The sequence below is a fragment of the Halanaeroarchaeum sp. HSR-CO genome, assembly GCF_024972755.1.
Lineage (GTDB): Archaea > Halobacteriota > Halobacteria > Halobacteriales > Halobacteriaceae > Halanaeroarchaeum.
On the sequence record NZ_CP087724.1, the window covers coordinates 582,965 to 596,411 of the forward strand.

Below are 13,447 nucleotides of genomic sequence, written 5' to 3' on the forward strand. Positions count from 1 at the left end.
GGTCGGGCGACGCCGGCTAGAAGTAGTTCTCCGGCGGGAGGTGTCCTTTCCCCTCGCCACCGCGACCGCCCTGGGTCCGGTCGATGCCCATGATGCTCTCGGCCTGGTCGACGCCCAGGGCCTCGGTGTCGTCCAGGAAGACGACCTCGACCTCGGTCACGTCGTCGAACTCCTCGGCGAGGTTCTCGCGGACGCGCTCGGCGGTCCGCGGGCTGATGCCACAGTGGGCACAGGTGCCACCGAGTTCGACGGCCACTCGCCCCGATTCGGGGTCGACCGACTTGACGGCGCTCTCCCCGCCGTGCATCTGGATGATCGGCATCTGGACGGAGAGCCACGATTCGATGCGCTCGCGCAACTCGGTGGCGTCGTCGCTCATTACCAGTAGTAGCGCGGCGAAGCGTGAAAGCGTTCCGCTCGACGTGGTGACTGCCGGCTGTGGGACTCAGGTCAGCTCCTCGAGCTGTGGCTGCAACCACGCGAGCAGGGCGTCGTGACTCCGCGTCTGTAGCCAGACGCGACCCGGACCGGTGAAGCGGGAGACGACCCCCTCGTCGTCGAAAACCGCGGATTTCACCCCTTCGACCGTCTCGAGTTCGTGGGCGACCCCCGTGAACGCGATGACGTGGCCCGCGTCGACCGTCAGACGGTCGCCACGGTTGAGTGTCCGCTGTTCGACCGCGCCGTATCCCGCGAGAAACGCCGGACCGGAACCCACGAGCTGGAGGAAGGAGAGTTCCTCTCCCCGGAGGGTGTGCTCGCTGTCGGCGGTCGACCGGAGCGAGACGTTGTCGTGAGCGGCGATGAAGGACCCGGCCTGGACGACGTACAGCGGGTCGTCGGTCACCGGGATGCGCACGATCTCGCCGGGCAGGGGTGGCGCGAGGGTCACCTCGCCCGCCGTCTCGGCGACGTACCGGACGACCCGGATGGGCGTCCGGTCGGAGAGCCGCTTCCGGATCGAGTCGAGGACACCCCCCTCCTCGGGCCGTTGCATCGTCACGCCGTCGCCGACGATCATCATCGTTCCCGCCTCGGCGGTGATGGCGTCGCCGCTGCCGAGACCGATCACGAGGGTCGGGTGCGTATCGCCGTTGCGTACCTCCGCCCGCATGGTCCGGCAGTGGCGGGATTGGCACGTAGTCGTTCCGGTCGGCGACGGGTGGAGATCTCAAAGAGGTAACCATTTGGTGTCGGCGGTGGAACTCTCATGGGAGCCGATCGATGGGAGGAGACAGTCGCGACCGTCGACCGCCGTGGTCCCAGTCGGTCGAAGACGTCCTCGAGCGCGCAGACGTCTCGCAAGCCGCAGGGCTGTCGGTGGACGCGGTCGAGCAGCGCCGAGCACAGTTCGGCCCGAACGAGTTACACGAGGCCGAGCGACGAGGCTGGCTCTCGGTGCTCGTGGACCAGTTCACGAGCGTCATCGTGCTCTTGCTCGCGGTCGCGGCAGTGGGTGCCTTCGCACTCGGCGACACCATCGAGGCCGTCGCCATCGGTGCCGTCCTCGCCATCAACGGTATCATCGGGTTCGTCACCGAGATGCGGGCGATCAGTTCGATGGAGAGCCTCCAGGAGATGACGGAAATCGAGACCCGGGTCCGGCGGGCGGGGGAGGTCCGTGCAATCCCCGCAGAGGATTTGGTTCCGGGTGATATCGTCGTCCTCGAAGCGGGGGACATCGTCCCGGCCGACCTCCGAGTGGTCGAACCCTCGAGACTCCAGGTCGACGAGTCCGCGCTCACGGGTGAATCGGTTCCCGTCGGGAAGACAGGCGAAGCGCTCGACGAGGACGTCCCACTGGCCGACCGGGAGAACATGCTCTACAAGGGGACGTACCTGACCCGTGGCAGCGTCGAGGCCGTCGTCGTGGACACCGGCCCGGAGACGGAACTGGGGCAGATCTCGGCGTCCTTGCAGGCGACGGCGGACGAACAGACCCCGCTCCAGGAGAAGATGGACGACCTCGGCCGGACGCTGGTCCCGTTCCTGCTCGTCGTCGCCACCATCGTCCTTATCTCCGGCTGGGTCAGGGGCCAGGATCTGTTCTTGATGGTCGAAACGGCCATCGCGCTCGCCATCGCTACGGTCCCGGAGGGGCTCCCCATCGTCGCCACGCTCGTCCTCGCCCGGGGGATGTGGCGCATGGCCGACCGAAACGCGCTCATCACCAACCTCGCCTCCGTGGAGACCCTCGGGTCCACCACCGTCATCTGCACCGACAAGACGGGGACGCTGACCGAGAACGAGATGACGGTCTCCGTCCTCGAGATACCCGGGGGGTCGGTCGCGCTCACCGAGACCGACACCGAAGACGGAGCCCCGGCCAGCGAAGACGTGTCTGGCGGCCTCGAGGATCCTGTCGCGACGGAGGCGCTTTCCATCGGCGTCCTCTGTAACAACGCTTCGATCACGGAGGACGGCGACGAGCTGGCGGGAACGGGCGACCCCATGGAGGTCGCGCTGCTGGTCGCCGGGGCGACGGCCGGCATCGACCGCCAGGACCTGCTCGAGTCCCGGCCGGAGGCCCACGAGGTGGCCTTCGATCCGTCGGTCAAGATGATGGCGACCTACCACGACGTCGACGACGGCTATCTCGTGGCCGTCAAGGGGGCGCCGGAGGCGGTCCTCGACGCATCGTCGAACGTGGTGACGGACGACGGCGTCGAATCGCTCTCGTCGGCGGAGCGCGACCGGTGGATCGAGAAGAGCGAACGACTCGCGGACGACGGGTTGCGCGTCCTCGCGGTCGCCAGGAAGACGGTGGACGACACGGCGACTCAACCGTACGAGGACCTGTCGCTGCTCGGGTTGGTCGGGTTCATCGACCCACCACGCGAGGAGGTGCGGGAGACGATCCAGCGGTGCCAGGACGCGGGGATGCGCGTGGTCATGGTGACCGGGGATCACGCGGGAACGGCCGTCAACATCGCACGGAGCGTAGGTCTCGTCGACGAGGACGACGTCGACGTCGTCCTCGGCGAGCGACTCGACGACCCGGATGCCATCTCCCGGGCGGACAGGGACCGGTTCGCGGCCGCGTCGGTGTTCGCGCGGGTCGACCCGACCGCCAAACTCGACCTCGTCGACCTCCACCAGTCCGTCGGCTCCATCGTCGCCATGACCGGCGACGGCGTCAACGATGCCCCGGCGCTGAAGCGCGCCGACATCGGGGTCGCCATGGGCCAGCGAGGCACACAGGTCGCCCAGGAGGCCTCGGACATGATCTTGCAGGACGACAACTTCGAGAGCATCTACCACGCGGTCAGGGAGGGCCGCATCATCTTCGCCAACATTCGGAAGTTCGTGCTCTATCTCATGTCGTGTAACCTGAGCGAACTCCTGGCCATCCTGATCGCGTCCCTGCTCGGGTTCCCCCTCCCCTTGCTCCCCCTCCAGATCCTCTTTTTGAACGTCGTCACGGACATCTTCCCGGCGTTCGCACTCGGGGCGACCGGGGGCACCGAGGACATCATGGAGCGGCCACCACGGGACCCGGACGAACCGATCATGGGGCGCACGCAGTGGGCCGAATTGGGACTCTACGGGCTGTTCATCGCCGCCGCGACCATCGGCGCATTCGTGATCGCCGGTGGGCTGTACGCCGGCGGTCTGAACACCAATGAAGCTGTCACCGTCTCGTTTCTCACGCTGGCGTTCGCACAGCTGTGGAACGTGTTCAACGTGCGAGACATTACTTCGGGTATCGCCGTCAACGAGGTCACGAAGAACCCATTCGTCTGGGGTGCGCTGGCGCTCTCGACGCTGATCCTCGTCGGTGTAGTCTACCTGCCGGGCGTCTCACTGGCGCTCCAGACGACCCCGATCGGACGAACGGGCTGGTTGGTCGTGTTCGGGATGAGCCTCCTCCCACTCGTGGCGGGACAACTGGAGCGCGAGTACCGTCGGCGATTCGGGACGCCTGGACTGGCGACGATGCTCGAGAACCGGATGGGGCGGTGACCGTTCGACCCGACCGTGATCCCCCCAATCGTCGGGCGACGAGTTCGCCTCGAGCGCGCTGCCGAGCCGAGGCAGCAGTGAGCCTTTATCAATGAGGCCGAGCCAACACGGTCACATGCACCCGACCGCCCGGGAGTTCGTCGCAGAGGTCGAAGACCGGTATGGACTCCGGCCCGAGGCCGAATCCTTCGACGAGGGAACGAAGACCGCCGCCGACGCCGCCGATGCTATCGGCTGTGATGTCGCCCAGATCGCCAGCAGCATCGTCATGGTGGCCGACGATCGGGTCGTCGTGGTCGTGACGAGCGGCGCGAACCACGTCGACGAGGACCAGGTTGCCGACGCGCTGCAGGCCGATTCGGTCCGCATGGCGACGCCCGAGGAGGCCAGCGAGGCGACCGGGTGGAGCATCGGCGGCGTCCCGCCCATCTGCCACGAGAGCGACGTTCCCGTGCTCTTCGACGAGACCCTCCTCGACTTCGACACCGTCTGGGCGGCAGCGGGGACCCCGGACACCGTCTGGCCAGTCGGCCCCGACCACCTTCGGGAGCTGGCCGACGCCACGCCGGTCCAGGTCTCGGTCTGACCCGGGAGCCGCCGGGCGTGGTCGGTCCCCGACCGACGTGAGTAAGTGCGACCAGCAACTGGAACACACCAATGAGTCGGTACGGAACCGTCGCGGTCGAACGGGAGTGTGGGGCATGAGCGAGGACGTCATCGAGGTCCGAGGGGCCCAGGAACACAACCTCAAGGACCTCGACGTCACGATCCCCCGCGAATCGTTCACCGTGGTGACCGGACTCTCCGGGTCCGGCAAGTCGTCGCTGGCGTTCGAGACCATCTACGCCGAGGGACAGCGCCGATACATCGAGTCGCTGTCGGCGTACGCTCGCAACTTCCTCGGGCAGATGGACAAACCCCAGGTCGAGTCGGTGGAAGGGCTCTCACCGGCCATCTCCATCGATCAGAAGAACGCGGCGAACAACCCGCGCTCGACCGTGGGCACGGTGACCGAACTGCACGACTACCTCCGATTGCTCTACGCCCGCGTCGGGACGCCCCACTGCCCGGAGTGTGGCCGTGAGGTCGGCGAACAGTCGGCCCAGCAGATGGTCCGCCGTATCCTGGAACTCCCGGAGGGAACGAAGGCGAAGATCGCAGCCCCCATCGTTCGCGACCAGAAGGGCGCGTTCGAGGACACCTTCGACGAACTCGTCGGCGAGGGATACTCCCGGGTCGAGGTCGACGGCGAGTCGTTCGACCTGGCCTACGACCGCCCGGACCTGGACGAGAACTACGACCACACCATCGACGTGGTCGTCGACCGCGTGCAGATATCCGAGGGGGCGCGCTCGCGTATCACGGACAGCGTCGAGACGGCCCTCGAGGAGGCCGGTGGCGTGTTGAAGGTCATCCTTCCGGACCCGCCGGAAGGCGTCGAACTCGGGTCGAAGGCCCGTTCGACGGGCGATCTCGCCGACGACGCCGAGGGCGACGCGCTCGCCGTCGAGTTCTCCGAGGAACTCGCCTGCACCCACTGCGGCATCGACCTCCCGGAGATCGAGACCCGATCGTTCTCGTTCAACAGCCCGCACGGCGCCTGTCCCGAGTGCGAGGGCATCGGTCAGGCCAAGGAGGTCAGCGAGGACCTGGTCGTCGTCGATCCGTCGAAGCCGATCAAACACGTCTTCGAGCCCTGGAGTTACAACCGGTCGTACTACCGGACTCAGCTGGACAACGTCGCCGAGCACTTCGGCGTGAGCGTCGAGACGCCCTTCGAGGAGCTCGACGCGGACGTCCAGGAGGCGTTCCTCTGGGGGACCGACGAGGAGGTCCACTTCGAGAAGCGGACCAAGAACGGCGTCCGGCACAAGACCGAGCGCTTCGAGGGCGTCATCCCGAACCTGGAGCGCCGCTTCGTGGAGACGGACTCCGACCGCGTGCGCGATCACATCGAGGAGTACATGTCGGTGACGACCTGCCCCGTGTGTGACGGAACCCGGCTGAAGGCCGAGAGTCGCGCCGTCCTCGTCGATGGCACCGCCATCACCGAGGTCAACCGGATGAGTATCGCCGACGCCCTCGAGCATTTCGAGGGGATGGAAACGCGTTTCTCCGACCGCAATCGGACGATCGCCGAGGAGATTCTGAAGGAAATCCGTGCGCGTCTGGGATTCATGGTCGAAGTCGGCCTGGACTACCTCACGCTCGACCGCGAGGCGTCGACGCTCTCCGGCGGGGAGAGCCAGCGCATTCGCCTCGCCACGCAGATCGGCTCCGGTCTCGTGGGCGTGCTGTACGTCCTCGACGAACCGTCCATCGGCCTCCACCAGCGCGACAACGACCGCCTGCTGAACACGCTCGAGGACCTCCGGGACCTCGGCAACACCCTCATCGTGGTCGAACACGACGAGGCGACGATGCGCCGCGCTGACGAGGTCGTCGACCTCGGACCAGGACCAGGTCGCCATGGCGGCGAGGTCGTCGCCCAGGGTCCCGTCGAGGAGATCATGGCGTCGGCAGACTCGATCACCGGCGATTACCTCGCCGGCCGCAAAGAGATCCCCGTGCCGACCGACCGGCGCGACTGGACGGACGCGATCACCATCCGTGGCGCCCGCCAGCACAACCTCGACGACGAGGACGTCGAACTGCCCATCGGCGCGTTCACCGCGATCACGGGCGTCTCCGGGTCGGGCAAGTCGACGCTCATCCACGACATCCTCTACAAGGGCCTCGCCCGCCGGATGAACGACAACACCTCCGTCGATCCGGGCGAGCACGACGCCATCGAGGGCATCGAGGGGATCGAATCGGTCCGCCTCATCGACCAGTCGCCCATCGGCCGGACGCCCCGGTCGAATCCGGCGACGTACACCGGCGTCTTCGATTACATCCGCGAGCGATTCGCCGACGTCAAACTCGCCAAACAGCGCGGGTACGACCGGGGCCGCTTCTCGTTCAACGTCAAGGGCGGTCGCTGTGAGGCCTGTGGCGGCCAGGGGACGGTCAAGATCGAGATGAACTTCCTCTCGGACGTCCACGTCCCCTGCGAGGAGTGCGGTGGAGATCGGTACAACGACGAGACCCTCGACGTGACGCTCAAGGGGAAGACCATCGCCGACGTACTAGAGATGACCGTCGAGGAGGCCTACGACTTCTTCGAGGCCGACCAGCGCATCCGTCGCCGCCTCGAACTCCTCGTGGACGTCGGGCTGGACTACATGAAACTCGGGCAGCCCTCGACTACGCTCTCGGGCGGCGAGGCCCAGCGCGTGAAACTCGCCGAGGAACTGGGCAAAAAGGACTCCGGTGACACGCTTTATCTCCTCGACGAACCGACGACGGGCCTGCACAAGGCCGACGAGCGCAAACTCATCGACGTCCTCCAGCGACTGACCGACCGGGGCAACACCATCGCCGTCATCGAGCACGAACTCGACCTGGTCAAGAACGCCGACCACATCATCGACCTCGGCCCCGAGGGTGGCGAACGCGGCGGCCGGGTCGTCGCGACCGGAACGCCCGAGGAGGTCGCACAGGTCGAGGACTCTCACACCGGACGGTACCTCCGCGATAAGCTGCCGGACGTCGAGGCTGAGGGACCGCGTGAAAACCGCGAGGTCGCTCCCGCGAGCGGCGACTGAGGGGCGGTTCCGGCCCCTGCTGTACAGTACTGGACATTGACGGCTACTCTTATGCAGCTCCGGGACCGCTGGGATAGTATGAGCGGCGACTTCGGCTCCTACGGCGGACGGCACGTACCACCGGCACTCGACGACGCCCTCGAACAGTTGGCGAACGCCTACGACGACGTGGCCAGCACCGAGGAATTTTCGCGGGAGTTCCACGGGCTCCTGGAGGACTATGCGGGCCGGCCGACGCCTCTCTACCACGCCGAGAACCTGAGCGAGGCCTACGGTGCCGACATCTACCTCAAGCGCGAGGACCTCCTCCACGGCGGTGCCCACAAGATCAACAACACGCTCGGGCAGGCACTCCTGGCGAAGAAGGCCGGCAAGGAACGGCTCATCGCCGAGACCGGGGCCGGCCAGCACGGCACCGCGACCGCGATGGTGGGCGCGCTCTTTGACCTCGATACGGAGATCTACATGGGCAAAAAGGACGTCGAGCGCCAGAAGATGAACGTCTTCCGCATGCGCCTGATGGGCGCGACCGTCAACGAGGTCACCCGGGGCGACGCCGGCCTCGCCGACGCGGTGGACGTGGCCCTCGAGGACCTCGCGACGAACATCGACGACACCCACTACCTCGTGGGGAGCGTGGTCGGGCCCGACCCGTTCCCGCGCATGGTCAGGGACTTCCAGAGCGTCATCGGGATGGAGGCGCGAGAGCAGTTCCGCGAGAAGACGGGCGACCTCCCGGACGCAGCGGTCGCCTGCGTCGGCGGCGGGTCGAACGCGATGGGGCTCTTCCACGCCTTCCGCGACGACGAGGAGGTCGAGTTCTTCGGTGCGGAGGGCGGCGGCGAGGGGGGCGACTCCACCCGCCACGCCGCACCACTCGCCGCCGGCGAGGACGACGTCATCCACGGGATGCAGACCCGGGTCATCGGCGATGACGTGGAAGTCCACTCCGTCTCCGCCGGGCTCGACTATCCGGGTGTCGGTCCCGAGCACGCGCGGTTCCGAGAACTGGGACGCGCCGAGTACACCGCCGTCACCGACGAGGCGGCCATCGCCGCGTTCCGCGAACTCAGCGAGGCCGAGGGCATCATCCCCGCGCTGGAGTCGAGTCACGCCATCGCCCACGCCAAACAACTCGCCGCCGAGGGCGAGCACGAGACCATCCTGGTGAACCTCTCCGGGCGCGGTGACAAGGACATGGAGCAGGCGGCCGAGTTCTTCGACCTCTAACTGGCGGCGATTCCCAGTCGGCCTTATTGCCCCCGCACCCCTACTCACTGCTATGACGCGGCTCTTCGTGGCCTTCGAGGACCGCCTCGTGCGCGTCGAGGAGCGCGATGACGGGTCGTGGTGGGCCGAAACGGTCCTCGCTGAGCAGGACATCGAGGCGGTGGCCGTCCACCCGGCGGCGCCATCGCGTGTCTTCTGTGGAACCTTCGACAGGGGGCTCCAGCGGAGCACGGACGGCGGCGATACCTGGGAGCGTGTGGGCCGCGAGGGGATCAATCCGGACACCATCACGGCGGTGGCCGTCGACCCGTCCGATGCCGGTGTCGTCTACGCCGGAACCGAACCCAGTCGCGTCTACCGCTCGACCGACGCCGGCGAGTCGTGGGAGCACCGTGACGGCCTGACGGACCTCCGGTCGTCCCGACGGTGGTCCTTCCCGCCTCGACCGCACACCCACCACGTTCGCTGGATCGAGGTCGCCCCTCACGACCCTGGCCGACTCCACGTGAGCATCGAAGCCGGGGCGCTCGTCCGGTCGTTCGACGCCGGCGAGACCTGGACGGACACGGTCCCTTCTGCCAGGTGGGACGTTCACTCCCTCGCGACGCACCCGGATGCACCTGCCCACCTCTGGGCCGCCGCCGGTGACGGCTACGCCGAATCGACCGACGGTGGCGACACCTGGTCCCATCCGGAGGACGGGCTCTCGAAGGGATACTGCTGGAGCGTCGCGGTGGACCCAGGCGACCCCGACACCGTCCTCCTCTCCGCGGCGGCCGGTCCCATCACCGCCCACCGCAGCGCTCGTGCCGAGTCCTTCGTCTTCCGCAAACGCGGTGACGATCCCTGGACGCAACTCGCGGGTGACCTGCCCACGGGTGCGGGGGTGCTCAGATACGACCTCGCGCCGGGCGGCGGATACGGGGAGCTCTTCGCGGCGAGCAACGTGGGGCTGTTCCGAACGCCCGACGCGGGCGACTCGTGGGATCGACTCGACGTGGCCCTCCCGGAGGACCTCGAGTCGCAGACGGTCAGCGGGCTGGCCGTCGTCCCCTGAGCAGCTTCTGTGATACCCGCCTCGCTACTCCTCCGTCTCCGTGTAGTACGCACTGCGTTGTCCCGCATCGAGATACTCCTCGAGCAGCGCGGGGAACTCGCGGCCGTACATGTAGCGGAGGCCGAAGTCCTCGGCCCAGTTGATGATTCCCTGATCCTCGGTGACGACGCCGGCCTCGAGTTCCCTGGCGAGCACCAGCAGGTCGAAGTCCTCTTTCGAGTCGAGGATGCCCTGGCGGAGCGTCCGCCGGTACTTGTTCCGCAGATCCCCGATCAGTTTGTCGACCTCGGTCTTGTAGTCGTGGTTCTCGAGGGTTGTGTCGTCGAGCTCCTGGGCCTCCCGGACGGCCCGTTCGGAGAGGCGCAGGCCCCGATTCACCCGGTCGGACATCTCGTGGACGAACTGGTAGACGACGTCCGCGGGGATCATGACCTCGAAGTGGGCCGGGTTCTTGCGGATGACCCAGGTGTTGAGCTTCTCGTAGACCGTATCACTCACCTCGCGGTCCTCGAGCATCCCGGTCAGCTCCGCGTGGATGGATGGCGGGAGATAACAGGAGATGCCCAGCTGGAGTTTCGCGTCGGCGATGAGGTCCAAGAGGCGCAAAACGGCGGCCTCCACGTCCTCGTCTCCCCGTCGGATCTCGTCGGTGATGAACACCGAGGTGTCGAGGACGAAGCGCTGTTTGAGCGGGTGTTCCGGGACCGACATGAGTGAGGATAGGACTGGCTCGCTTAAAGAACTACACCCGGGCCACGTTTTTGTCAACTGCGGTCCAACTACTCGGATATGGACGTTCCAGCCCTCCTCGGCGTGCCACCGGACGAGGCGGACGCGCTGCTCGAGCACTTCGAGCGTGACACCTTCCAGGGGACGACCTATCGTCGGCTCTCCGACGCCCGGCGCGGCGTCGAGCGAGGGACGGTCATCTTCGAGGACACCATCGTCCGCGGGTTCCCGAGCATCCCGCGGGTGCTCGTCCTGGAGACCGGTGTTCCCACCTTCTTCTCCGGCCCGCTGGCGGTCGAGGAGAAGTTCAACGGCTACAACGTTCGCATCGTCGACGTGGGCGACCCCGTCGCCTTCACCCGGGGTGGGATCGCCTGTCCGTTCTCGACGCCCAAGGCCCGGGCGTTGCTGGACCTCGAGCCCTTCTTCGCCGACCACCCCGAGAAGATGCTCTGCGCCGAGTTCGTCGGCCCGGAGAACCCGTATACGCCCCACGAGTACCCCGACATCGACACCCTCGACGTACGAGTCTTCGACGTGCGCGACCGGCAGACCGGCCGACCGCTGCCGGTTCAGGAACGTCGGGACCTGCTCGCCGAGTACGACTTTCCCCAGCCAGACCGCTTTGCGACCCTCGAGCCCGAGTCTGCCCCCTCGGCAATCCGCGAGATCGTCGACGACCTCGACGACCGGGGTCGCGAGGGCGTCGTGATGCAATCGGCGGACGGTCGCGACCTCCTCAAGTACACGACGGGCACCCAGCACGCGGACGACCTCGCCTTCGCGTTCTCGCTCCCGTTCGATTACGGTCGGGACTTCTCCTTCTCTCGGCTCATCCGCGAGGGATTCCAGGCCGTCGAGTGGGACGAGTCTGCAGCGGACCTCGAAGAGCGCGCCCATCGTCTCGGCGAGGCGCTCCTCTACCCGATGGTGAAGACGATCCGCGAGGTCGAGGCCAGGGAGCTGGTAGGCGAACGACACACCATCCGGGGGAGTGCGGAGACGGTCGAGGCGACGCTGGACCACATCAGAGCCCAGGGCATCAGACTCGAGATCGAGGCCGATCGGACGGTCGACGACCAGCGCGTCGTCGAGTTCGTGAAGGTCACCGACAAGACCAGAGACTCCATCGAGTACTACCTCGAGGGTGGGACCATCGACGAGTGACGGGCGGTGCCGGTAGGCACCGCCAGATGAGCGAACGCGGAGCGAGGGACGAGCGATGCGTGAGCCGGGTGGCGACCGAAGAGAGCCACCGGATGAGCGAGCGGGGAGTGCGCGGACCGGAGGTCCACGGAAACGTCGAGCGGGGAGGAACGACCCGCGAGACCAGAACGACCCGCGAGCCAGACACTTCCGCGAGAGAAACCGGTTTGCCGGTCCAGCCCGTTGTCCCGGTCGATGTACGATTTCGCCGTGGTCGGCGTCGGCCCGCCCGGTGCACGATTCGCCCGTCGCGCTGCCGAGAACGGATACGACGTGCTCGCCCTCGAACGCGGTGAGATCGGCCCCCCGCTCGCCTGCTCCGGTCACGTCAGCCGCGACCTCTGGTCCTATCTCCCCGACGACGCGCGTCCTGCCCTCCTCCAGAACGAGGTCTACGGCGCCCGGTTCCGACTGGGCGGCCCCGAGGCCACCCCGTACCGATTCTACAAGCGAGAACCCGTCTCGAACGTCATCGACCGGGTGGGACTCGACAAACGACTCGCCACCCTCGCCGGCGAGGCGGGCGCGGACGTCCGCGACGATCACACCGTCGTCGACGTCGAGGAGCATGCCGACCGGGTGGCGATCTCGGTTCGAACTCCAGAGGGACCCGAGACCGTCGAGACGAAGGTCGTCGTCGGGGCCGACGGTCCCCGGTCTCGCGTCCGCCGGTCGCTCGACGTGCCGGAACCGACCGAGTTCCTCCACGGCGTCCTCGGCTTCGACCCGAACCCCGACGACGGCGACTTCGTCGACGTCCACCTCATGGTGCCGACCTTCTTCGCCTGGCGCATCCCGCGTGGCGACGCGGGGGTCGAGTACGGCCTCGCCGCGCCGGCCGACTACGACGCCACCGGGGCCTTCGAGGAATTCGTCGCCGACTACGGAGCGACCATCGACGACCGCCACGCCGGTGCGATACCCATCGGGCCGCCGGACCGTGTGACGACCGACCGGGCCCTCCTCGTCGGTGACGCGGCCGGACAGACGAAACCATTCACGGGTGGTGGGATCCTCTACGGGTTGCGGGCGGCCGACGCGGCGGCGCGGACGGTCGACCCAGACGTCCCCGGGACGCTTGCGAACTACGAGCGGGCCTGGCGGGACGAACTCGGCAGAGAGATCTCGCTCGGAAAACTGCTCCGACGAGGATATTCGGCGCCTCGACCCGTACAGCGCGCCGGTCTGGCCACGTTCGCCGGCGAGATCGGCGTCCACATGGACGAACCGACCTCGCTGTTCTCCGTGGAGCAACTCAAAGCGCTCTTTCGCTGATCAGAGGCCGAATCGGTCGAGGATGGAATCGAGTATCGACTCGTCGTCCTCGTCGATCGGCTCGTCCGGGATCACTCGATCGTCCACGAGGATGACCGTCCGGTGACCGTTCTCCTCGGCGTCGATGAGGCCGTCGGCTTTCAGGTTCGCGAGGGCGCGCTCGATGTCGTCGATGTCCCTATCGACGTGCGAGCGAAGTTCGAAGACGGTCATGCCCTCCTCCCGCCGGTCGGCCAGTGCGTGGAGGATGGTGACCTCGATCGTATCCCGCTGGCGGAATTCCCGCCGAATGCTCATAGCCGTCGATACCACCCGAGGGGATTTATCGGTACCCCCGAGC

11 protein-coding genes are annotated in these 13,447 nt (G+C 67.1%); 7 read left to right on the top strand and 4 right to left on the bottom strand.

The window, feature by feature from the left end:
- Positions 1–16: 16 nt before the first annotated feature.
- Both HSRCO_RS03120 and HSRCO_RS03125 read right to left on the bottom strand, forming a co-directional pair.
- Entirely contained in the window at positions 17–379 is a 363-nt protein-coding gene (locus tag HSRCO_RS03120) for a NifU family protein (protein WP_259518946.1), read from the bottom strand.
- Positions 380–445: 66 nt separating this feature from the next.
- Positions 446–1,114 (bottom strand): TIGR00266 family protein, encoded by a 669-nt coding sequence (locus tag HSRCO_RS03125; RefSeq protein WP_259518948.1) that lies wholly within the window; start codon positions 1,112–1,114, stop codon positions 446–448.
- Between the two features lie 110 nt (positions 1,115–1,224).
- On the opposite strand from HSRCO_RS03125, the gene HSRCO_RS03130 reads away from it, so the two are divergent.
- The 5 genes from HSRCO_RS03130 to HSRCO_RS03150 all read left to right on the top strand — a co-directional run bounded on the left by HSRCO_RS03130 (position 1,225) and on the right by HSRCO_RS03150 (position 9,897).
- Entirely contained in the window at positions 1,225–3,963 is a 2,739-nt protein-coding gene (locus tag HSRCO_RS03130; RefSeq protein WP_259518949.1) for an HAD-IC family P-type ATPase, read from the top strand.
- Positions 3,964–4,078: 115 nt separating this feature from the next.
- Positions 4,079–4,549, top strand: coding sequence for a YbaK/EbsC family protein (locus HSRCO_RS03135; RefSeq protein ID WP_259518950.1), 471 nt, complete (start codon positions 4,079–4,081; stop codon positions 4,547–4,549).
- Between the two features lie 115 nt (positions 4,550–4,664).
- Complete coding sequence (gene uvrA, locus HSRCO_RS03140) at positions 4,665–7,610, top strand: excinuclease ABC subunit UvrA (RefSeq protein WP_259518951.1); 2,946 nt, start codon at positions 4,665–4,667, stop codon at positions 7,608–7,610.
- A gap of 78 nt (positions 7,611–7,688) precedes the next feature.
- Entirely contained in the window at positions 7,689–8,840 is a 1,152-nt protein-coding gene (trpB, locus tag HSRCO_RS03145; RefSeq protein WP_259518952.1) for a tryptophan synthase subunit beta, read from the top strand.
- Positions 8,841–8,892: 52 nt separating this feature from the next.
- Positions 8,893–9,897 (top strand): hypothetical protein, encoded by a 1,005-nt coding sequence (locus HSRCO_RS03150; protein WP_259518953.1) that lies wholly within the window; start codon positions 8,893–8,895, stop codon positions 9,895–9,897.
- A gap of 24 nt (positions 9,898–9,921) precedes the next feature.
- On the opposite strand, the gene HSRCO_RS03155 is transcribed toward HSRCO_RS03150, so the two are convergent.
- Positions 9,922–10,608 (bottom strand): RNA ligase partner protein, encoded by a 687-nt coding sequence (locus HSRCO_RS03155; RefSeq protein WP_259518954.1) that lies wholly within the window; start codon positions 10,606–10,608, stop codon positions 9,922–9,924.
- 78 nt (positions 10,609–10,686) lie between these two features.
- On the opposite strand from HSRCO_RS03155, the gene HSRCO_RS03160 reads away from it, so the two are divergent.
- Positions 10,687–11,793 (top strand): RNA ligase, encoded by a 1,107-nt coding sequence (locus tag HSRCO_RS03160; protein ID WP_259518955.1) that lies wholly within the window; start codon positions 10,687–10,689, stop codon positions 11,791–11,793.
- A 234-nt stretch (positions 11,794–12,027) separates the two neighbouring features.
- Positions 12,028–13,107: a geranylgeranyl reductase family protein gene (locus HSRCO_RS03165; protein WP_259518956.1), complete on the top strand. Its 1,080-nt coding sequence runs from the start codon at positions 12,028–12,030 to the stop codon at positions 13,105–13,107.
- Here the strand turns inward: HSRCO_RS03165 and HSRCO_RS03170 are convergent, their stop codons facing one another.
- The gene (locus HSRCO_RS03170; RefSeq protein ID WP_259518957.1) at positions 13,108–13,404 is read right to left on the bottom strand and encodes a DUF6432 family protein; all 297 of its coding nucleotides are present in this window, start codon (positions 13,402–13,404) and stop codon (positions 13,108–13,110) included.
- Positions 13,405–13,447: the final 43 nt, after the last annotated feature.